Here is a 22,925-nt window from a genome sequence, read left to right as displayed (position 1 = left end):
CCATGGCGGCTTCTCCCGACGGTGCGACACTACTCAGGGACGTCATCGAGATCCCCGAGTCGCTGAGCGCGAACGACTTCGTGCTCAAACTGAGCGACGGCGTCTCGCGCATCAAGGCGACCCTCGATAGCTACGTGGTCACCCCGCAGCTGGCGCAGAGCTTCGACCAGGCGCTCGGTTATATCCGGGGGACCCAGGAGAAGGGGGTCAGCGACGCCGTCTTCCTTCACGGTTCGTTCGGCTCCGGCAAGAGCCACTTCATGGCGGTGCTCAACGCGATTCTCCAGCACAACCCGGACGCCCGCGGGCTTCGTGGTCTGGAGTCGGTGCTCGACAAGCACGACGGCTGGCTGGCCGGCAAAAAGCTGCTCTGCCTCAACTACCACCTGATGGGCGCGTCCACGGTGGAGGAGGCGGTACTCGGCGGCTACGTCTCACAGATCGCCCAGCTCCACCCGGACGCGTCGCTGCCCGAGGTGCACACCACCGACCGGCTCTTCGCGGATGCCGACCGGATGCGGGCTCGCCAGGGTGACGAGGTCTTCTTCCGGTCCCTCATCAGCCGGGCTGCCGGCGGCTGGGGCACCCTGAGCACCTCGTGGGACGCCGCATCCTACGAGCGGGCTAGGCATGCTCCGGTCGGTGACGAGGCCCGTGGCACCCTGGTGACGGCCCTGGTCGACTCCTACTTCACCAGCTTCACCCGGGGAGCCGATTACATCCCGCTGGAGGAGGGGCTGGAGGTCGTCAGCGGGCACGCGCGCCGACTTGGCTACCATGGCGTCGTCCTCTTCATCGACGAGCTGGTGCTCTGGCTCGCCTCCCGCAGCAACGACACGACGTTCGTGAACCGTGAAGGACCCAAACTCTCCAAGCTGGTGGAGTCGGCATCCAGCAGGCGCCCGATTCCTCTGATGTCGTTCGTCGCGCGGCAGCGTGACATTAAGGACTTCCTCGGGGAGAACTTCACTGGCGCGGAGAGATACGCCACCAGTCAAACGTTCCGCTGGTGGGAGGACCGCTTTAACAAGATCGTTCTTGCCGACGGGAACCTTCCGCTGATCGTGGAACGGCGACTGCTCGACCCGAAGCCCGGTGGCCGGGAGGCGCTGGACGCGGCGTTCGCGCACGTGACGCGGGAGCCGAAGGTCTGGAACGTGCTGCTGGAAGGACTGGACGATTCATCCGACCAGGTGTCGTTCCGCCGGACCTACCCGTTCTCACCGGCGCTGGTCTCCACCATGGTCGCGCTCTCCAGCCTCCTACAGCGGGAGCGCACGGGTCTGCGGACCATGGCTGAGCTGCTCCGCCGCGGGCGGGACGAACTGCGGGTGGACGACCTGATCCCGGTCGGCGACGTCTACGACGTGCTGATGAGCGCGGGAATGGTGCCGCTGACCGACGACATCGCGCAGCATTTCACTAACGCACGGACACTGTTTGAGGAGAAGCTGCTGCCGCGGCTGCTGGACCGGCATCGGCTTACCGCCGACCAGGCCGAGGGCCTGGCGCGGACGCACGCCTTCGTCAGCGACGCCCGGCTGGTGAAGACCGCGCTGCTCGCCGCGATCGCGCCAAACGTGCCCGCGCTGCGCACCCTCACCGCACAGAAGCTGGCCGCGCTGAACCACGGGACGATCAGGACCCGGCTGGCAGGCGAGGAAACCGGAAAGGTCCTCGCCCTCTTTAAGGACCTCGCGCAGTCGGGCGTGAGCGAGATCCACCTCTCCGACGACCCGAAGAACCCGCTGATCACGATCCAGCTCGCGGGCGTCGACTACGAGAGCGTGCTGGATCGGGTGCGCAATCAGGACACCATCGGCGAGCGCCGGCAGCTCCTGCGTCACCTGGTCTTCGCCTCGCTCGGCGCGTCGGCCCCCGCCGACACCCTTGGTGGCGGATACACGCACTCGTTCGTCTGGCGCGGCAGCCGCCGCACCGTGGATCTCGTCTATGGCAACGTCCGCAACGCCGACGAGCTGCCCGACTCCGCGCTGCTCGCCGAGGGCGACCGGTGGAAACTCGTCATCGACTTCCCGTTCGATGAGCAGAACTTCGGCCCCAATGACGATCTGGCCCGGATCGAGAACCTGGAAAGCCGCGGCGTGCGCAGCCGTACCGTCGTGTGGGTGCCTGCGTTCTTCACCAAGGAACGTGAGAACGACCTCGGCGAGCTGGTCTGCCTGCGCTACCTGCTCGCCTCCGACGACCGTTTCGAGCAGAACGCCAACCATCTGTCCCCGCAGGACCGGTCGGCGGCGCGGGCGTTGCTCAACAATCGGAAGACCACCCTGGAGTCGAAGCTCGCCCAGGTCATCCAGCAGGCGTACGGCGCGGCAGAGCGTGAAGAAGCCGACATCGACTCCTCTCGTGGTCACCTGTCCTTCTACAAGTCGCTCGATCCGCAGCTCGACCTCGGCGCGCCGGTCGGTGCCAGGCTCGCAGACTGCCTGGCGCATCTGCTGGACCAGATGCTGTCCGCGCAGTATCCCGCGCACCCGCACTTCCCCTCCGAGGTGCGGCGCGGCGACATCGCCACCGTGCTCGAGTATCTGGAGGCCGCGGCGGCCGACGAGCACGGCCGGGTCCCGGTCGCGGCCAAGGATCGAGAAGTCCTGAGGAAGGTGGCCAACCCGTTGAAGCTCGGGGAGGCCCTAGAAAACGCCTTCCTGCTGACGGGGGACACCTTTCCGTTGCGCCGGCACTTCACCCAGCTGGCTGCCCAGGACGGTCTGGAGCAGTCCATCGGGGTCGGCAAGCTGATCGCCTGGCTCGACCAGCCGCAGGCACGCGGCCTCGACCACGCCGTTCGCGGCCTGGTCGTCGCGGCGTTCGCGCTGGCGCAGGACCGTGAGTGGTTCCGCGGCGAGGAGGGACCGGTCCCCCGGCCGCCGGTGGACCGCATCGATGCCGCCTATGAACTGCGACTGCCCCGGCTGCCCGACGAGTCTCATTGGAGAGCCGCGTCCGACCGTGCCGACCGGATCTTCGGGGTGGCGTCCGGCGAACGCCGATCGGCCGCCACGGTCAACAGGTTGGCGACAGCCGTACGCGAGCAGGCCAGGACGTTGCAGGAGCCGGCCCGGCAGCTGGTCACGCTGCTGGACGCACACCGCGACCAGCTCGGCCTCACCGGCAACCGCGCCACCGACGGCACCGTGGACCGGTTGGGCCTGGCAAAGAGCGCGGCCTCGCTGGTCACCTTCCTGGCCGCAGAGCCCGAGGCCTATGACCTGGTGACCAGCCTGGCCACGACGGCGCTGGACGCCGCACCGGAGACCCTGGCCCGGTCGCTGAAGACGGCCCGGGCCACGGCATTCGCTCTGGAACAGATGGACTGGGACCTGTTGCGCGCGGTCGCCACCCGGTCGTCCTACGACCCGGCCGCCGCCACCATCGTGGAGCATCTCCGCGTGGTTGCCGCATACCAGGAGACACAGTCGTCCCTCGCCCCGGCACTCGCCGACGCCAAACGGCAGGCACAGCAGCTCCTGGCCCGGCTCGTCCCCGACCCGCCGATCATTGACCCCCCGATCGTCATCCCTCCCGGCCGTACGGATTCGTCCACCTCGGGTTCGGTCAAGGTGTTCGCAGACACGATCGACGATGCGCTCAGCGCCCTGAAGGCATTCGCTGAGGCGCACCCCGGGAAGCAGATCACCGTCACGTGGCAGATCACGACGGAGGTAACGCAGCCATGACCGAGACGTCCCTGATCGGGACCCGTCTCGCCGCCGCAACGCTGCCGGCGATACGCGGCATCGTCAGCCGGATTGCACAGTCCAGCCAGCCGAAACGCGTGATCGGCATCCATGCACGCCCCGAGTGGACGGGAGAGCCGTCGTTTCCCCTGGAGGGGGCTGGCGGCGAGACCGTCGTCCAGGTCAGGGCCTGTCCCTCCGCGCTGGCCATCCGGGAAGAGCTCATCGCCCATCGGGGAAAGCCTGGATATCTGGTGGTCCTCACTGACATGGACGCCGCCGACCTCGGGCTCGGACTGCTCACCCATTTGGCGCGCGGCATGCTGATCCCGCTGAAGCCGTGGGACCTGCTCAAACAGTCATTCGCTGCACGGACGATCGATCCGCTACTGCTGGCGGAGGACTGGGCCGCCGCGGCGCTGGCAAGGTGGGAGCCTGCTGGTTCAGGCTGGCCGCCCGCGCCCGGCGGCGCGCTCACGCGTGAGCACGCGCTCGGGCACCTCGCCTCGGTGCTTTTCGGTTCCCGGCCGGACGGTGAGCCGTACCTCACCCCTGGGCACCCGGACGCGACCGGGCTCCTTCGGTGGTCGCTCGACCCGACGGCGATGGCCGGCTTTGCCGCGCTTCCCACCGACGTCCGAGAAGGGCTGGCCGGCTGGCTGGGGGACGTCACCGGACCCGCCGGAGCGTGGACGCTGCGGGCCGCGGCGGCTGGGCACGGAGGTGACGCGCTACCGCTCGCGCTCGCCGCCGGGCTGTTGTGGCCGGAGGGCAAGACCAGCCTCCAGTCCGTCGGTGAAGCCCGGGGCCTGCTCCGTGCCAGGCTTGGCGGCGCCGATCTGCCCGGCGACCAGGCACGGACCTGGGCTCGTGCGGCGGAAGCGGCCATCGCCCAGCTGAACCAACCGGACGGCCTGCTTGAACGGGCCGAAGGGCTGCTTCGCGCGTTCAACGCCGGAGCGCTGATCGCCCGTTCCACGCTGCTGCCCGGCGCCTACGCCATCCGGCTGCGGGAGTTCGCGAAAGCCGTACGGGATGCGCTGCCCGTCCCGGGACCTGCCGAGCTGGACCGGGCCGAGCAGGCGTACACACAGCTTGCGGCGCATGAGCTGGCCCAGCGCGGGATGGGGCAGGAACGCCGAGCCGTGGTGGCCCAGATGGCGCTCCGGCTGCTCCGGTCGCTCGCAGTTCCGGACGAGCCCGCGTCCACGCTCGCCGACGCCCTGCACCATCAGATCAAAATCGGCGCCTACGCCGAATGGGCGTTCGCGGATGTCTGGGGTGGCGACCCCGACGAGCAGGTCGGCAAGGCCTACCGGTCGCTGCTGGAGGCGGTTGCGGCTCGGCGGGATGCACGGGATCAAGTGCTCGCCCGCCATCTGGCGACCGTGGTCGCCGCCGATTCACCGCCCGGCACCTTGGTGCCGATCGAGTCGGCGTTGTCGGCTCTGGTCCGGCCGCTCGGCCGGTCGCTGCTGATCGTCCTGGACGGCATGTCGGCCGGGGTTCTCGCTGAGCTGGCGGCCGAGCTGGTGGGCAGCCGGTGGATCGAGCTGATCGACTCCACGGTGGGCCACCGACGGGTGCTGCTGCCCCCGTTGCCTACCGTCACCGAGGCCTGCAGGACCAGCCTGCTGACCGGGACGCTTCGGACCGGCGGCCAGCATGAGGAGAAGTCCGGGTTCGCGGCCGCCGTAGGCGACCCGGCGGCCCGACTGTTCCACAAGGACGAACTGCGTGCTCCCGGGGGCCACTCCCTTCATCCGGCGGTGCGCAGTGCCGTTGAAGGCGAGGCTCGCGTGGTGGGCGTAGTTTTGAACACGATCGACGATGCCCTCGACAAAATGGACCCGGGAGGGACGACCTGGACACCCGCCCAGATCCAGCATCTGGAAGCACTGACCGAAGCTGCCAGAGCCACCGGCCGCACCCTGATCCTCACCAGTGACCACGGGCATGTCATCGAACGCGACAGCACGCCACTGACGGGCACTGGCGCCGAGTCGGCCCGGTGGCGACCGATCGGTGGCCCTGTCGGCGAAGGGGAGATCGCCATCGAGGGACGCCGGGTGATGCTCGGAGGCGGCGCGGCCATACTGCCCTGGCGGGAGGAGCTCCGTTACACCGGAAAACGCGCCGGATACCACGGCGGCGTCTCCGCTGCCGAGGTCGCCGTGCCGTTCGCGGTGTTCAGCGCCGCTCCGGTGGACGAGATCGCAGGCTGGCGGCCCGCGCCAGCGCAGGAACCCGCCTGGTGGCACACCACGGTCGCGCTCGCCGCGGCCCCCGCGAGTCCGCGGAAAGCTCAGGGAACCAGATCCTCGAAGTCTCCGGAGAACCAGGAGGAGTTGCTCTCCTTCGAAGAGCTGGCCCCGCTCGCGGTGCCGGCGCCGCGGCCTCCCGCTGAGCGATTCATCGACGAGTTGCTCACCACCCCGCTCTATGCCCAGCAGCGGGAGCGAGCCGGGCGGACGGCCCCCGACGATGAGCGGGTTCGCAGCGTGCTGGCCGCGCTGCTTGCCGGCGGTGGGCGGCTGCATGAGACGACGCTCTCCGCGGTCGCGCAGGTGCCCGCTGCCCGGCTGCGAAGCGTGCTGGCCGCAGTCAGGCGGGTGCTGAGCGTCGACGGCTACGACCCGATCGGCTATGACGCCGACGGCGTCACCGTCATGCTGGACACGAGTCTCCTCTCCGAGCAGTTCGGGGTGCCATGGCGGTAGAAAACGTCAGCGAACGTCGGCGCCGCGAGGTCATCCACGCGCTGCGGCGCGGCACCGTCCCGTCCACCGGGCTGGATCTGCTCGCGGTCGGTTTGGACCGGTTCACTGCAGCGCTCGACGAGGAGTTGGCAGTCGCAGCCCGTGGTGGCGCGGTCTTCAAGGCGGTCCGCGGCGAGTACGGCTCCGGCAAGACATTCTTCGCTCGATGGCTCGCCGAGCGTGCCAAGAAGGCGGGGCTGGCCGTCGCCGAGGTGCAGATCTCGGAGACCGAGACGCCGCTGCATCGGCTGGAGACCGTCTACCGACGGCTTTGCGAGAACCTGTCTACGGCGCAGTTCCCGCCCAGTGCGCTGCGTTCCGTGATCGACGCGTGGATGTTCACCCTGGAGGAGGACTCACTCGCCGCCGGGGTGCCGGAGCCCGACCTTGACCCGGCCGTGGGAGCCCTGCTGGAGAAGCGGCTGGCTGAGGTGAGCCGGTCCGCGCCCGCGTTCGCCGCCGCCCTTCGCGGATACCGCTCGGCTCTGGCAGCGTCCGATCCCGCGACAGCGGAAGCCGTACTGGCCTGGCTGAGCGGGCAGCCGCACGTGGCCGCATCCGCCAAGCGAGCGGCGGGGGTGCGCGGCAACCTGGACCACTTCGGAGCGCTCGGATTCCTGCAGGGGCTGCTGACCGTGCTGCGCGACTCGGGGCATCAGGGTCTGCTGCTGGTCCTCGACGAGGTGGAGACGCTGCAGCGGGTGCGCTCCGACGTACGGGACAAAGCGCTGAACGCGCTCCGCCAGCTCATCGACGAGGTCGACTCGGGCCGGTTTCCCGGTCTGTACGTGCTCGTCACCGGTACGCCCGCCTTCTTCTCCGAGGGGTCCCAGGGGGTCCAGCGGCTGGCGCCGCTGGCAGCCAGGCTCGCCACCGACTTCGACACCGAGGCACGGTTCGACAACCCCCGGGCTGTGCAGATCCGGCTTCCTGGGTTCAGCCACGACGGCCTGCTGGAGCTGGGCATCCGGGTCCGGGACCTTTACGCCGCCGGAGCATCTCCTCGGGTGGTCTCGCTGGTGGACGACGCCTATCTCGCCGACCTCGCCGGCGCGGTCGCCGGTTCACTGGGTGGCAGGATCGGGGTCTCACCCCGACTGTTCCTGAAGAAGCTGGTCGGCGATGTGCTCGACCGGGTGGACCAGTTCCCTGATTTCGATCCACGTGCCCACTACCGGCTCACCGTCGGTGCGAGCGAGCTGACCGAGGTCGAGCGGAACGCGCTGTCGGTGGACGACATCTCGCTGGATCTGCCGTGAACTCCTCCGAGCTCCACCCCGTGGTACTGCACCACATCGTCAACACGCTCGGCTGGCCAACGTTGCGACCACTCCAGAAGGACGCGATCGCACCGGTGCTGGCCGGCTCGGACGCGCTGCTGCTCGCCCCGACGGCGGCTGGAAAGACCGAAGCGGCGATGTTCCCGCTGCTATCACGGATGGCATCAGACCGTTGGCGCGGCACCTCGGTTCTCTACCTCTGCCCGATCAAAGCGCTTCTGAACAACCTTCTGCCCCGCCTTGAGGGCTACACAGGCTGGCTCGGACGGCGCGCGTCACTATGGCATGGTGACGTTACATTCTCCCGTCGCAAGCAGATCCTCCGGGAGCAGCCCGATGTGTTGCTGACCACACCGGAGTCGCTTGAATCGATGCTGGTCAGCGTCAATGTCGACCACCGGCAGTTCTTCGCCGGGTTGCAGGCCGTCGTCGTCGACGAGGTGCACGCCTTTGCCGGCGACGACCGCGGCTGGCACCTGCTCGCGGTGCTGGAACGCCTCACCCACCTGCTCGGCCGCCCCCTTCAGCGGGTCGGCCTGTCCGCCACCGTGGGGAACCCAGGCGATCTGCTGACCTGGCTTCAAGGCTCCGGCGCGGGAACCCGCCCCGCGCGAGTAGTCTCACCCGATCCGCCCAGCCAAGCGCAGGCCGTACCAGCTGGAGAGGTGCAGCTCGACCACGTGGGGTCGGTGTCCAACGCCGCGAAGGTGATCGCGGCGCTGCACCGCGGCGAGAAACGCCTGGTCTTCTGCGATTCCAAGCAGCTTGTCGAGGAGCTGGGGCACGCCCTCCGTGGTCTGGGCATCACCGTGTTCCTTTCGCACGCATCCCTGTCCACCAACGAGCGAAGACGCTCGGAGGAGGCGTTCGCGCAAGCCCGGGATTGTGTCATCGTCTCCACCTCGACATTGGAAGTCGGCATCGACGTCGGTGATCTGGACCGGGTAATCCAGATCAACTCGCCGTTCAGCGTCGCGTCGTTCCTACAGCGAATCGGGCGCACCGGGCGCCGGCAGGGAACCGCGCGGAACTGCCTGTTCCTCACCCTGGACGAGGGATCGCTGCTGCGTGCCGCAGCGCTGTTGTTGCTCTGGGGCCGCGGGTGGGTGGAGCCGGTCACGCCGCCCCCTGAGCCCCGACACATTGTGGCCCAGCAGTTACTGGCGCTCTGCCTGCAGGAGCACCGTGTCGGAGATCGGATCTGGCCAGAGTGGTGGAATGGGCTATGGCCGTTCGGTACGGGATCCGAACCCATCGTCAGCCATCTGATCTCGTCGGGATACCTGGACGAGGACTCGGGGATGCTGTTCATCGGCCCGGAAGCCGAGCGGCGCTTCGGATTCCGGCACTTCATGGAGATGACCTCCGTCTTCACCGCCGCACCCGAGTTCACCGTGCTGCACGGGCGCAAGGAGATCGGACGGACTGACCCCGCGCTGCTCACCGAGGAGATTGAGGGACCGAGGCTGCTGCTGCTCGCCGGCCGGACCTGGCGGGTCAACTACATTGACTGGAAGCGCCGCCGATGCTTCGTCGAACCTGCAGACGGCCGGGGTAAAGCCCGCTGGAACGGGCGCGGGTTGGGCGGACTCTCATTCGCTCTCTGCCGTGCCATGCGCTCGGTGCTTCTGGGCGAGGATCCGCCGGTCCGGCTGAGCCGCCGAGCGAAGGAGCGACTCGCCGTGATCCGCGAGGGTGACCTGGAGACGGTCCACCCCGGCGGAACCGTCATCACCAAGGACGTCACTGGCGACGTCCGCTGGTGGACCTGGGCGGGATTCAGGGTCAACGCGACACTTGCCGCGACCCTGTCACAGATCGCGGACAGCGGTCAGCGTGTGGAGGAGGATTCCGTGCGGCTCCGGGCGAACCTGACTCCAGACGAGTGGCGGAAGGCGATGACGGGGGCCGCTGAACGGCTCTGCCTGCCCGAGGTTGATCCCAAGGCGTTGACGGGGTTGAAGTTCAGCGTCGCGCTGCCCGAACGGCTAGCGGTCGCCACCCTCGCCGCGCGCCTGGCCGATCTGCACGGCGCACGCGAAGTGCTCGGCGAACCGTCCCGCTGGTCGATCATTAGTTAGAGGTGTGCAGATCCAGGTCGGCCAGAATTCCCACGACCTGATCCACTCCGGGATGCCGCGGGCCATAGCGGCGTTCCAGGTCCGGAAGGAGTGCGGACAGAGTGCGGGTCGCCCCGGCTTTGTCTCCAGCGGCAAGCTCCAGAAGTCCGATCTCACGGCGAAGCTCCAGGATGCGATCCTCATCGACGCCGAACTCACGCTCGTCGACCAGCAGGTCACGAAGCTGCCGGAGCGCGAGGCTGGTTTCCCCCACGTTCGCGTGGCAGGCCGCCTCCTGCAGGCGGCAACGGAGCACCAGATCGTTGTCGTCCCCATCACGCACGGCAAGGTCCGCAGCGAGCTGATTGAACTCCGGAGCAGCCCTTCGGTAGTCACCCCCCAGGAAGAGCACGTTAGCGAGATCCAGCCGAAGGCTGATCACCTCCGGACTGGCAGCGCCGAGTGCCCGGCCAGCGGGCTCGATCACCGCGGCGAGCACCGAGGCGGCCTGGCCGAACCGAGATTCGGACAGCAGCGCCTGGGCATCGGCACGAGCATGAGAGATGTCCCTCTCACGGATCTCAGCCCCGGCACGCCGATTCGAAACCGGTACCCCGACGACCTCGGGAGCCGGTGCGGGCGAGCGATGAGGGATCCTCGCCACCACTGAGGCATACATGAGGACCGGGGAGCCGGTCACAACATCCACGAAACCCGGCAACGGGGGAAGGTCGCGGCAAAACTCCGTCAACCCGGCGAATACTTCCGCTGCGTCTTCGGGCCTGTCTTCAGCCCTCTTGGACAGGAGCCGGAGAACCAGGGCCTCGAGCCGTGCGGGTATCTCGGGTCGGAGTTGGCGCAGGGGCCGCGGAGTCTCGTCGGTGTGTCCGCGCATCACGGCGAGAGGCGTCGGCCCGGTGAAAGGCCGTTCCCCGGTCAGCAGCTCGTACAAGACGACCCCGAGGGAATAGAGGTCGGACTGCGGGGCGGTGATAGCGCTGAACGCCTGCTCTGGTGCCATGTACTCAGGAGTGCCCGTCGTAACGCCCGTTTGGGTGATCCTGGTCAGCCCGGATGCTTCGTATGCGCCGGCAACCCCGAAATCGAGAACCTTCACAGTCCCGTCCGGACAGAGCATCAGGTTGCCGGGCTTGAGATCGCGGTGAACAAGGGAGGCCGTGTGCGCGACTGACAGGACCGTACACACTTGCGCGCCGATGGCGGCGGCCCAACCGACGGGAAGCCGCTCCAACTCGTCGATCACCGTGGAGACCGGGGAACCCTCAATGAGCTGCATCACCAGATAGAGCTCGCCGTCATAGGTCCCGTGGTCGTAAACGATCGGAACGCCGGGATGCTCCAGCCGGGCGGTGATCCGGCACTCGCGAACGAACCGCTTGGTCAGCTCCTCGTCCGGCTTGCCGTCGGGGAGCCGATCCACCCGGATGAACTTGACCGCCACCCGGCGGTCGAGTCGTGTGTCGTACCCGCTGCGTACTTCGCCATAGCCGCCTCGGCCGATGGGGAACGGATCCAGCTCGTAGCGCCCATCGATGATCGTCCGTGTCGCCACGTTGATCCACCTTTCCCCAGCTGTGCGAGGAAAAGTAACACGATCACCAATCTGTACGCAGAGCCGACCGCCGAGTCCTGACCCGAAGATCCAAAGGATTCCCGCCAAGGAAACTTGCCATAACTCTTCCTTGACCGTGTATGCCATTCACATGATACAGTCTTGACTGACGGCCACCAGCCAGTTGGTCTCATCCACCTGTTTCCGTCTGCGATGTTGGCCGCGCTGGGCCGCCCGCATCCCTCCACCTAGGAGCAACTGTGACCCTCACCGTTGACACGAGCCGGCTCATGGGCGTGGCTCGATACAGCACCTACCTCGCCATGCGCACTATCCAGGGCGGCCGGATCGTGTACAGCATCCGCGTTCCCCTCATGGACTTGGATGTCATCCTCCCCATCCCCGATCCAGACAACGTGGATGAGGACAACCGCAAGGTCGACGTACGCCATGCCAAGGACTTCGGCGTCTACATCGACAGCAATCCCGGTTGGGCAGCCCCCGCGCTCCTCGTTCGCGACAGCGGCGGCTGCGTCTTCGAAGGTCTCCCCGGGGCCGATGAGGCAGTCGGCTACCTTCGGGTTCCCTGGCGCGAAGGCGGCCTCTCACAGATGCTCACCATCGACGGGCAGCACCGCATCCTGGGCGTGCACCTGGAGATCCGCCGCCTGAGCGCCGAGATCTCCCGCATCGATCGGGATCTCGGCAAGTCCACCAAGGCTGAGCGCATGGCGAAGCTCGCTTCGGCGCGCGACGACTTGCATGCCCGGCTGAGCAGGCTCAAGAACGAGAGCATCGGCGTCGACATCTACGTCGAGCGGGACAACCTCCTCGCCCGGCAGATGTTCGTCGACGTAGCGGACAACGCGAAGGGGATCTCCGCGGCCGTGCGCTCTCGGTTTGACAGCTCCCGTGTGGCGAACCGCACCTTGGATCGGGTCATCGTCCATGCATTGCTGCGCGGCCGGGTCGACATGGAGCAGGATCGGATGACCCGCAATAGTCCCCACCTGCTGGGCGCCAAGCACGTGGCCGACTTGACTCGGGGTGTGGCTGTCGGCATCGGCGGGCGGATCAACCGGAAGCGGGAGGATTCGATGAGCGACGCGACCGTCGTGACGGACGTGCTGGGCTTTCTTGACTGTCTCACCGAGGCCTTCCCCGACCTCGCCGCTGTCAGCGAGGACCGGCTGGAGCCGGCCGACCTGCGCGCTCGTTCACTGCTGGGTTCGGTCGGCATGCTGCGAGTTCTCGCTGGCGTGTACAACAAGTTGCACTCGAACATCGAGGACGCCGACATCATTGAGTTCTTCCGGTGTCTCGCCCCTCACATGACGGCGCCGGTTCCGGCTGACAGTATCTGGCGGAACGACCCCAAGACCAGCATGAGCTTCGAGGTGGGGGCCTCCGCACCGGTCATGCGCACGCAGAATCTGGGCTACCTGGTTACGGCGATCACCGATTGGTACTCGCACAGGCCCGCATTTCTCCGGTTGCCCGCGCCCACCGCCTGACCCTGCCTCCCCCGCTTGTGCCACCTGTCAAGGGCCTGACTCTTCGGCGACGACTTCACCGCAATCTCGGAGTTGCCGTTAGGGTCGCCGCTTCTCGTGCGGGTCACGCAGATACCTGAAGGAGAACTCGAATCTCGCCCCTGCCGCCTACGAAGAGCTCCATTGCTACGCCACCTGGCAGGCCGTCGTCGGAGAACTTCATGCCGACGAGGTGGGAACCAGACACAGAGTCTGGGCGACCAGCTGGGATCTAGAAATTCGTGCCGGATTTCGCAATGATCGACCAGTTGTCGCGTTCCAAGAGAAAGGGATGACTGACGACCATGTCGATCGGCCACCTCGTCGCGCAGTACCAGGCCTATGCGGCAGCCGAGCCAGAGCGGTTCGGCATGGCCGTCTCTGAGTCGCTGGACGATCTGTTCCACCGGCTGGGCGGTGAGATTCACGGTCTGGAACAGACGGTGATCGCCGATCCAGACATCGTCCAGGAGGAGTTGTCTCGCTCGCTGAGAGCTCTTGCCGATCGGCTCGCCGAGCAGGGTCGCCCCGATGATGAGTTGCTTGCGCGCCGCATCGTGCTCAGCCTGTGGGAGGGTCGCGATCAGCTGCAGCTCGCGCGGGCCCTGAGCGAGCTCGCCGCGCCACTCATGGCGCTGGGCCAGCTCGACGAGGCCGTCGCCGTACGGCGCCGCGCTTTCCGCATCCTTCGTGTCCTGGCCAAGGAGGACGTTACCCGCTGGCTGGATGTCGCCGCGGAGGCCGAGCCGTACAGTGCCCTGCTCGTCCAGGTCGACAGCGCGCTCGACGCGATGATGGTCTGCCGGCAGACGGTCCGCGGCCTCGCTCCGCTCGTCGAAATGGGTCTGGACTGGGCGCGGGAACCGTACGCTCACTGCCTGCTGCGTCTCGCACAGCGGGTGGCCGAGGACGACGACCTGAAGGAAGGCATCCGGCTGGCGGAGAAGTCCATCGAGCAGTTCCGGGCTCTGGGAGGGGGCTACGATCTAGCCCTCGCGCTCAACATCCTGAGCAACCTCAAAGTGGACGACGGTGACCTCGCCGGAGCCCTCACGAGCTCCCAGGATGCGCTGGAAGAGGCAAGGAATCTGGCCGACGGTGACTACCGTATGACGCTCGCCATGGCGCTGCAGAGCGCAGCCTTACGGCATGCGGATCTCGAACAGTGGGACCAGGCACACGAGAGCCTCATTGAGGCTGGGGAACTCTTTCCGCTGCTGCTTGCCGAGGATCCAGGAGTGGCTCCGTGGTACGCGACCTTTCTTGGCAACCTCGCCCGGGTTCAGGCGCAGCTCGGCGACGCGAATGCCGCAATGGAGACCGCGGAGAAGGCCACCCAGCTCTACCGCGACCTCGCCCGGCAGGACCCTGCCGTCTACCTGGGCGAGCTCGCGCTTTCCCTGGTCAATCTGAGTCATCGCCACGCGGCCATTGGTCAGCACACAAAGGCGGTGTATGCGCTCCACGAGTCGATCAAGCATTACCGCGCGCTGCGTAAGGAGGACACGGGGTGGACACCCGACCTCGCTCGCGCCCACCGCTACCTCGGCGACCAGCTGGAAGCGCTCGGCCAGCACGAGCCGGCCCTGAATCAGACGCGTGTATCCGTCGAGCTCTACCGCGAATGCGCGGACCCCCACCTCGGCGAATCCCTCAAGACCTTGGGCACCCAACTGCATAACCTTCGGCGTACAGAAGAATCGGTGGCAGCCACAGCCGAGGCGGTCGAAATCTTCCGTACCGCTGGAGACCTTCCCCAGCTCGCACACGCGCTGTTCAACCTCGCGGTCACGCACAACGTCGCCGACCAGATCGACGAGGCCATGCGATCCGGCAGGGAGTCCGTCGAGTCGTATCAGCGCCTGTACGACGACGACACAGGCTGGGCCGTGGCCCTCGCTAACGCGCTGAGCTTCTTCGGCTCCGTCCTCGAGCGAGCCGGCCAGTTCGACCATGCGGTCACCGCCGTCGAGCGCGCGGTCAGCCTCCTCGAACGGCTCTACGAGCCCGGCGACGACCAGCTCGGTGCGGACCTCGCACGGGCGCTGCACAACCTGAGCCGCTACCACGAGGAAGAGGGCCGCCTGGGACGAGCGCATGAGCACATGCGGCGCTCCGTCTCCCTGTACGGCGAGTTGACCCAGCAGGACCCTGACCGGTTCCGCCCTCGACTGGCGAGCGCCTGGCTCTCACTAGCCATCTACCTGTCCCGGCTCGGCCAACCCGAAGAAGCCAGATCCGCCGCCGCGCTGGCCGTCGATCTCTGCCGAGAGACCGGAGCCCGTGAAAGCCTTGCCGATGCGCTGTTCCAGCTCAGCAACCGGGAAGCCGACCTTGGCCGTACCGACGAGTGCGTCGCCGCTGTCAATGCGGCCCTCGAAATCTACGAAGAGCTGTCGCTCGTCCAGCCCGACCCGTACCTCGGCAGGATGGCGATGTCGCTGGACAACCTCGCCACTCGCCACTCAAGTCAGGGCGACCATGAGCGGGCGCTGCCCCTGCTGGAACGCGCCGCGGACATTTGGGGGCAGCTCGACGAGACCGGCCAGCTTGCCGGGACTCTGCAACGGCGGCTCTTCGTCCAGTCCTGCCTCGGGCACGACATCGAGGAGACGGTCGAGCGCGTCACCAACACCCAACAGGACCTCGCGACCACGGTCCGCGCCCTCAACGACGTCGCCCAGGAGCTGATCGGCGTCGAACTCCTCGACCCCGCACAGCAACTCCTCGATCGCGCCTCCGCGTTGTGGGAGATCCACCTCCTCCAACAGCCCGACGCCGAACCGTTCCCCTACATCCACCTGCTCGACTCAAGGGCAACCATCATGTCCAGGCTCGGACTCCACCAGGAGGCCGCCGCGGCAGAACTCGACGTGGTGGAGCTGTTCGAGCCGCTCGCAAAGGAGGACCCCGACAGCTACCAGGCCGTCCTGGCGACCGTCCGCGCCAGATTGGCCGACTATCTGCGTGGCGCGGACCGGACCGCCGAGGCCCTCCACCACCAGCGCCAGGTGGTAGAAACCTACGAGAAGCTGGCCGCCTCCGACCCCAGCCGTTACCGGCCCTCTTTTGTCGCCTCTCTGACCGATCTCGGTGAACTGCTCCGAGACCTCGGCAACGGCGACGCCGACCCCGTACTCACCCGGGCCGCCACGCTCCGTGCCGCCCTCTCGGAGACGTCCGAGTGACGCACCGATGCGAATGCGACCTGCCGTTTATGCCCCCGCCCGCAAGGACGGAACCGACAAGACGGCTTCGGCGCTGCCGGCTTCTCGGACGGCAGAACCAAGCCAGAGCCTGTACGAGGTTCCGATCTTCAGGCGGGCCGAAGGCTCCGCATCCACAAGACGGCACCTCGTACCCGAATGTCTGCGAGATAACTCACAAGGGTCTTGTCGGTGCGAAGGCCAGACCGTGTTACTCCTTGAGCCGATTGATGCAGCGCTCAGCGGTGTTGCGTTCGTACAGGTCCCAGTTGCGGCTGACCGGACAGCCGGCGCGATTCAGGCATGCAAGTCAACCAAAGGGACCCACGAAAGCCGGTAAGTACCAGAGCCTCCACCGAAGCCGGACCGCTTTACTCAGCGGATCCGTTCTTGATTTGACCTGTCAACCCACGTGCTGGTTTGAGCGTCCTGAGTCACGCTAACCATTCCCAGCACCCCCAGAATCTCCAGGCGGCAGTAGATGAGCGAGCAGCAAACCGACCCGTTATCCGATGCGGAGCACTCCACCGAGTCGGCTACGGCCGATCCCACGCCACTTGAGCGCCTCGGCAGCAAGGCCAAGGAGGTCATCGACAAGATCCTCAACGTCGGCGTAGACGGTGGGGGCCCGTGGAAGGGATCCATCCAGGTCGCGGAGGAACACCTCACGAAGCACGGCGACGCCGAGAAGGCCATCCAGCGCCTCATCGCGACGCACGTTCGCATCACCTCTAGCACCGGATTTCTGACCGGTCTCGGCGGGCTGATCACTCTGCCCGTCACGATGCCCGCCGACCTCACAGCGCTGTGGCTCACCCAGGCGCGCCTATCCGGCGCGATCGCGCACCTGCGCGGGTATGACCTCCGCTCCGAAGAGGTGCGCTCCGTCGTCCTCATCTCGCTGATCGGGTCCTCAGCAGCCGAGGCTCTGTCGCAGGCGGGCGTCCAGATCGGCACGAAGTCCGCCATCAGCGCCATCAAGCAGGTCCCCGGCCGCGTTCTCATCCAGATCAACAAGACGGTCGGCTTCCGGCTGATCACCAAGGCAGGCACCAAGGGCATCGTGAACTTGACCAAACTGGCACCCGTCGTGGGCGGGGTGATCGGCGGTGGCATCAACTTCACCAGCACCCGCGCGGTCGGTGCGTGGGCGAAGAAGAACTTCCCGGCTACGGACGACGGCAGCCGCAGGCGCACTCACTGCTCCTGACAGACTACAAAACGCGCGTGAGCCAGGGGTCGGGCACGCGACTAACATCACACTCAACGCAACCTGACCGACGCCTTCTATGAGCACGGCGTTCTCTCTCCTACTCCGCCGATGACTTGTCGTTGGTGGAGTAGGAGAGAGAAGTCCTTTGTCCTGCGTGCCCTGGGTAATCCGCCACCCGCAATGTCGACGTGCTTACATCGCGATTCACTCCAGCGAGTTGTGGATCAGGGATGACCGGGGTCCAGCTGGCCATCTCCGACGCCTGTCGGTTCCGGTTGAAGACTGGTTCTGGCACTAATTCTGTGATCTTCCAGCACTCGGCTGCGGGTGTTGCTGATCATGCTGGATGACGATCTCGGAGCTGCTCGCGGTTCTCTTCCCTCACCTGGCCGGTCTGCAGATCGACCATGTGTGCCGGTCGGGGACTTCGGTGCGGATCCGGGCCAGAGCCCGCACTACGCAGGCGGCGTGCCCGCGATGCGGGACGGTGTCTCAGCGTGTGCACAGCAGCTACGAGCGGCGGATCTGCGACACAGCCGTCGGCGGCCAGGAGACCATACTCCATCTGCAGATACGGCGATTTCGGTGCGGCAACGACGACTGCGCCGCGAAGACTTTCGCCGAGCAGGTGCCCGGGCTGACGGTCCGCTACGGCCGCTACATCGTCCCGCTCCGCACGCTGCTGCAGACCATCGCGCTGGCTCTGGGCGGCCGGCCGGCGCCCGGCACACGCACCGTCTGGCCGCTGCGGTGAACCGGATGACGCTGATCCGGCTGATCCGGTCCCTGCCCGACCCGCAGCCGGGCGGCAGTCCCTAGGTGCTGGGCGTGGACGACTTCGCCCTGCGCCGCGGCCGCACCTACGGCACGATCCTGATCGACATCTCCACCAGCAGGGTGGTCGACGTGGTGCCTGATCGGACGGCCGAGACCCTCGCGGCCTGGCTGCAGGCTCACCCCGGCGTCGAGATCGTGTGCCGGGACCGGGCCAGCGCCTACGCCGAGGGCACCGCCCGCGGCGCACCGCAGGCGATCCAAGTGGCAGATCGCTGGCAGTGCGCCATGAGGCGCCTGGTCGTATCCCTGGCTGAGCCGGGAGGAATTGGAAGGAGGTTCCTGGGTCCGATGGCTTACCTGGATCCGAAAGGTGAAGGGGACAGCAGCATGTCATTGAAGCGGCGGCCGTGCTCAGGCGTTGGAGGCGGCGCGTCGTGGGACCCGCGTGATATGGCGAAAGCTGGATTGCCTGAATCCCAATCTCCAGTTGATGGAAGGTCGCATCCGTCGGAAATCGACGCCCGAAGCCGACGCCGCGCTCTGCCCGGGTTTAGTGCCATGACCTGGGCACCTTCCGAGCGCGGAGCGATGCCCAGTGAGGGCATTAAAGGAGATGAGTGGGACGCCTACCTCACGCTGTCACGTACGGCCAGGACGAACATGGGTCGCCTACGGGACGCGAGTCCTATGGCGACGGAGGCCCCGTAGTAGTCGCCGGAGTCACGTCCGGCCAAGGAGTCCGGGAGAGCCGGACGCAGGGCGAAGGGGGCCAGGTGATCGGACACCTCAGGGTCGGGAGGTATGCGTAATGCAGAGCGCCGAAACGGTGCTGGGTGTCCTGCGTGAGCGCGGCAGGCGTGGCCTGCCGTTGAACGAGTTGTATCGGCAGTTGTTCAACCCGCAGTTGTATCTGCTGGCCTACGGGCGCATCTACGCCAACAAGGGGGCGATGACGCCCGGGGTCACCGGGGAGACCGTGGACGGCATGTCGATCGGCAAGATCGAAGCGATCACCGAGGCGCTGCGGGCCGAGCGGTATCGGTGGAGCCCGGTCAAGCGGATCCACATCCCGAAGAAGAACGGCAAGGCCAGGCCCTTGGGTCTTCCGCCGTGGTCGGACAAGCTCGTCGGCGAAGCGGTGCGGCTTCTGCTGGACGCCTACTACGAGCCGACGTTCTCCGACCTGTCCCACGGTTTCCGTCCCGGTCGAGGTTGCCACACCGCGTTGCGGAAAGTGAGTGAGACCTGGACCGGGACGACCTGGTTCATCGAGGGAGACGTCGCCGACTGCTTCGGGAGCTTCGATCACGAGATCACGCTCTCGGCGCTGGCCGAGCGGATCCACGATGGCCGGTTCCTGCGGCTGATGCGGAACATGCTCATGGCCGGATACTTGGAGGACTGGGTCTGGAACGCGAGGCTGAGCGGGGTCCCGCAAGGTGGCGTCGTTTCACCGATCCTGTCGAACATCTACCTGCACCGGCTGGACGACTTCGTCGAGAAGGTTCTGATCCCGCACTACACCCGAGGGCGGATCCGCAGGCAGGACACCGCCTATGCCAGGGTGCGCGCTGCCAGAGACCGGGCGCACAAGCGCGGAGACCACGCCACGGTGCGGGAGTTGCGCAAGCAGTTGCGGAGCATGCCCAGCGGGGATCCCCGAGATCCCGGTTTCCGGCGGCTGCGCTACGTCCGGTACTGCGACGACACCTTGCTCGGGTTCACCGGACCCAAGGCCGAAGCCGAGGAGATCAAACAGCGCCTGACAGCGTTCCTGCGCGACGAACTCGCGCTGGAGCTGTCGGCGGACAAAACGCTGATCACGCACGCCCGCACCCAGGCGGCGCGTTTCCTCGGCTATGAGATCACCGTGTTGCACAACGACCGCAAGGTCACCCAAGGCCGGCGCAGCGCCAACGGCGTCGTCAGCCTCAAGGTGCCGGCGTCGGTGATCAAGGCCAAGAAGGCCCCCTACCTGTCTCGCGGCAAACCCGAGGGCAGGCCCCGTCTGATCAACGAAGACGACCACACCATCGTCAACACCTACGGGGCCGAGTGGCGGGGCATCGTCCAGTACTACCTGCTGGCCGGGAACGTCCATCGTCTCCACCGGCTCGGCTGGGTCATGGAGACCTCGCTGCTGAAGACTCTGGCCAACAAGCACCGCTCGTCGGTGGCGAAGACGGCCCGCAGATACGCGGCCACCATCACCACCCCGCACGGGCCGCGCAAGTGCTTCGAAGCCAAGGTCGAACGCAGCGGCAGGAAGCCACTGGTCGCACGGTTCGGAGGCATCCCACTACGGCGCAACAAGGACGCGGCCATCACCGACCGCGTCCTGGTCCCGGGCACCATCCGCCGCAAAGAGCTGATCACCCGGCTCCTGGCGAACCGGTGCGAGATCTGCAAAGCCGACGACGGTATCTCGGTGCACCACGTCCGACGCCTCGCCGACCTCACCCGGCCGGGACGGCCACAACCCGCATGGGCGGAACTCATGGCCACACGACGGCGCAAGACCCTCGTGGTCTGCCGAAGCTGCCATGACTCCATCCACACCGGGAAGCCGAAACCGCAGCTCACGCAGTAGTCACCGGAGAGCGACGTGCGGTGAAAGTCGCATGCGTCGTTCGGGCTGGGGGCCGCAGGAAAAGGACCCGTGCTCCGCGCGGGCACCTCGCCAGCGGCCCACCATTGCCCTGTGGGAGCGGACCTCTGCGACAAGACCCTCGCCGAGGTCCGCTCCCACAGCTCCTGCTGGGCCACGGTCACCCTGGCCCGCCCCGCCGGCATGAGGGAGCAGACCACCCGAGAACGCTGGCAGCAGATTCGCGATCTGCTGGGCAAGGGCGTTAGCCTGCTGGAATGCCCCCGCCGTCTCAATCTGTCCCTTAACACCGTCAAGCGCTACGCCCGCACCCGCGAGCCGGAGGCCCGGCGCCGCGCTCCCTGCTACCGGCCCACTCTCGTCGATCCTCACCGTGATCACCTGAGGGAGCGGCGCGCCGCCGATCCGGCCGTCCCGGTCCTCCAGCTGTTCCGCGAGATCAAGGAACTCGGGTTTACGGGCAGCTCAACCTGCTCTACCGCTACATCACTCAAGGCCGGGCCGAGGGCGATCGGCCCGTCATCACACCCCGCCGTCTGGCTCGGCTCTTGCTCACCCGCCCCGGCAGGCTGCGCGAGGCCGACACCACGTTGCTGCAGGAACTCGTAGGTGCGTGCCCCGAGCTGGCCGAGCTCGCCCGCCTGATCCGTTCCTTCGGCGAACTCCTGTCCCCGGCCGCGGGCAACGACGCTAAGCTCACCGCCTGGCTCACCGACGCCCGGGCCGCCAACCTGCCCCACCTGCACGGCTTCGCCAACGGCCTCGAACTCGACCGCGAGGCCGTGAACGCCGGCATCACCCTGCCGCACCACAACGGCCGGACCGAAGGCGTCAACACGCGAACGAAGAGAATCATGCGGCAGATGCACGGCCGGGCAGGGTTCGACCTCCTGCGCCACCGCATCCTGCTGCACTGAAGATCACGCAGCGCCACCACCGATTACGGGACAGACCCGAAGACCACCAGCGTACAGTCCCGGCGCACGGGAAAGGTTCAGTGAGAATCGATACGTGACGTTGGCGTCGCCCCCCCGGCCGACGTCACACGCGAGTAATCCATGGCCAGTTCCGTGGGAAACCTTCGTCCGCTGCGAGCGAGTGCAATGCGGGGCGAGCACATGATCCTGTCGGACGGCTTGACGGGGTACTCCCGTCCGGGAACGAGTCTGGTCTCACTGCCGTTCTCCGCGGCGATTTTGGTTCCGTTGGTGCTGTGGTCGCGTACCCAGAGGCCGCCGTTCTTCAACGTGAGCGAGAAATGGTGCCTGCTCACCAGCGTTATCTCTTTTGAAGAGAGCCACGGCTCCAAGCTGATTCCGGTGGACGGGGCCCGGCCCACCGGCACCTCCGTTTCTCCACGGCAGGTGAACCGTTCCACGCATTCGCCGTCCAGCAGGAGCTTCAATTGCACGATCAGGGGGCGGGGGCCGTCGTCGGTCAATTCCAGCCCGTGTAGCCCGCATGTCGGAACGCCTCTACGGAGGCGGGGAAGCAGAACATGGGTCCCGTGCCGGGCGTCGTAGAGCGTGCATCCGTTGTCTGGGCAACTCCACATGCGGTCCAAGATGTCATACCTTGGCGTCCGCCGACGGCCTGCCAACAGGCCCTGCTTCTTGAGCTGGTCCTGCTCAGCGTGGCGGGATATCTGCCACTCGGCCACCACGCCCATGTCGACGGGGCGCACCGTCATACCCCCGTCAGCATCGACATGGGGCTCCTGGAATTGGTGGGTGTTGCCCTGCAGCCAGCCGTACTCGGTGCGATGGCCACGGAAGCGGTCGGCGGAGATCACCGGCAGGCCGGTGGCCTCCGCCAGTTCGAGGAGACGCTCGTCGGCATCATCCACGGCCTCTACAAGGCCCTCGCGACGCCAGGCGGTCAGCTGACGCCGATCGGCTTCGGGCAGGAGACCCCGGGCGAACAGGCTCTGGTCCGCTACCAGGTACACCTGCACGCCCGGGTCGTTCTCTCGGCTGACCAGGGCGTTTAGAAGCCGCTCCAGGCGCGTCAGGCTCCCGCGTACTCGACCACGAGAATCACGAGTCCGAATCACATTCGATAAGTCGACGAGGAAGTCGGCGGAGAAGACGTCTCTCGCGCAATGATCAGACATGCAAACCTCTTCCGAAAGTGACTCATGATCTCGCCATGCATAGGTATCATCCTCAGTCTGTGTTGCGCGGCTAAATCAGTAGAAATCATGTTGGGGTGCCATG

Annotated in this window: 12 protein-coding genes and 1 pseudogene; 11 read left to right on the top strand and 2 right to left on the bottom strand. The window is 66.8% G+C overall.

The features are described 5' to 3' along the window. The first annotated feature begins 2 nt into the window (after positions 1 to 2). Genes Mam01_RS31900 through Mam01_RS31885 form a run of 4 tightly spaced genes read left to right on the top strand, consistent with a single transcriptional unit; the run spans position 3 to position 9,821 of the window. The gene (locus Mam01_RS31900; protein WP_204288898.1) at positions 3 to 3,701 is read left to right on the top strand and encodes a DUF6079 family protein; all 3,699 of its coding nucleotides are present in this window, start codon (positions 3 to 5) and stop codon (positions 3,699 to 3,701) included. Then, the gene (pglZ, locus tag Mam01_RS31895; protein ID WP_204288897.1) at positions 3,698 to 6,421 is read left to right on the top strand and encodes a BREX-2 system phosphatase PglZ; all 2,724 of its coding nucleotides are present in this window, start codon (positions 3,698 to 3,700) and stop codon (positions 6,419 to 6,421) included. The genes Mam01_RS31900 and pglZ overlap by 4 nt, the downstream gene beginning before the upstream one ends. Then, complete coding sequence (brxD, locus tag Mam01_RS31890) at positions 6,412 to 7,719, top strand: BREX system ATP-binding protein BrxD (RefSeq protein WP_204288896.1); 1,308 nt, start codon at positions 6,412 to 6,414, stop codon at positions 7,717 to 7,719. Before pglZ ends, brxD begins: the two co-directional genes overlap by 10 nt. Beyond that, positions 7,716 to 9,821, top strand: a complete 2,106-nt coding sequence (locus Mam01_RS31885; RefSeq protein ID WP_204288895.1) for a DEAD/DEAH box helicase — start codon at positions 7,716 to 7,718, stop codon at positions 9,819 to 9,821. The genes brxD and Mam01_RS31885 overlap by 4 nt, the downstream gene beginning before the upstream one ends. On the opposite strand, the gene Mam01_RS31880 is transcribed toward Mam01_RS31885, so the two are convergent. Continuing rightward, positions 9,814 to 11,373 (bottom strand): serine/threonine-protein kinase, encoded by a 1,560-nt coding sequence (locus Mam01_RS31880; RefSeq protein WP_239101775.1) that lies wholly within the window; start codon positions 11,371 to 11,373, stop codon positions 9,814 to 9,816. The two genes, Mam01_RS31885 and Mam01_RS31880, sit on opposite strands and share 8 nt — an antisense overlap. Positions 11,374 to 11,633: 260 nt before the next feature. Here Mam01_RS31880 and Mam01_RS31875 point away from each other — a divergent pair, with 260 nt between their 5' ends. From Mam01_RS31875 to Mam01_RS31845, 7 genes and pseudogenes are all read left to right on the top strand, one after another. Next, positions 11,634 to 12,887 (top strand): DNA sulfur modification protein DndB, encoded by a 1,254-nt coding sequence (locus Mam01_RS31875; protein WP_239101774.1) that lies wholly within the window; start codon positions 11,634 to 11,636, stop codon positions 12,885 to 12,887. A 323-nt stretch (positions 12,888 to 13,210) separates the two neighbouring features. Beyond that, entirely contained in the window at positions 13,211 to 16,093 is a 2,883-nt protein-coding gene (locus Mam01_RS31870; RefSeq protein WP_204288893.1) for a tetratricopeptide repeat protein, read from the top strand. 499 nt (positions 16,094 to 16,592) lie between these two features. Further along, on the top strand, positions 16,593 to 17,321 hold the full coding sequence (locus Mam01_RS31865; RefSeq protein ID WP_204288892.1) for an EcsC family protein: 729 nt from the start codon (positions 16,593 to 16,595) through the stop codon (positions 17,319 to 17,321). A 349-nt stretch (positions 17,322 to 17,670) separates the two neighbouring features. Next, entirely contained in the window at positions 17,671 to 18,078 is a 408-nt protein-coding gene (locus Mam01_RS31860; protein WP_275409117.1) for a transposase family protein, read from the top strand. A gap of 74 nt (positions 18,079 to 18,152) precedes the next feature. After that, positions 18,153 to 18,809 carry a transposase gene (locus tag Mam01_RS31855; protein WP_204288890.1) on the top strand — a complete coding sequence of 219 codons (657 nt, stop codon included), beginning with the start codon at positions 18,153 to 18,155 and terminating at the stop codon, positions 18,807 to 18,809. 100 nt (positions 18,810 to 18,909) lie between these two features. Next, positions 18,910 to 20,691 carry a reverse transcriptase/maturase family protein gene (locus tag Mam01_RS31850; RefSeq protein ID WP_204288889.1) on the top strand — a complete coding sequence of 594 codons (1,782 nt, stop codon included), beginning with the start codon at positions 18,910 to 18,912 and terminating at the stop codon, positions 20,689 to 20,691. 120 nt (positions 20,692 to 20,811) lie between these two features. Beyond that, positions 20,812 to 21,626: pseudogene (locus Mam01_RS31845) on the top strand (transposase); the annotation flags it as partial. A gap of 77 nt (positions 21,627 to 21,703) precedes the next feature. Here the strand turns inward: Mam01_RS31845 and Mam01_RS31840 are convergent. After that, positions 21,704 to 22,822, bottom strand: coding sequence for an FHA domain-containing protein (locus tag Mam01_RS31840; RefSeq protein WP_204288888.1), 1,119 nt, complete (start codon positions 22,820 to 22,822; stop codon positions 21,704 to 21,706). Between the last annotated feature and the right edge of the window lie 103 nt (positions 22,823 to 22,925).

Source organism: Microbispora amethystogenes (assembly GCF_016863015.1).
In the GTDB taxonomy this organism is placed as follows: Bacteria; Actinomycetota; Actinomycetes; order Streptosporangiales; family Streptosporangiaceae; genus Microbispora; species Microbispora amethystogenes.
The sequence above is the reverse complement of the archived record's forward strand: the minus strand, read 5'-3'. Positions and strand labels throughout refer to the sequence as shown.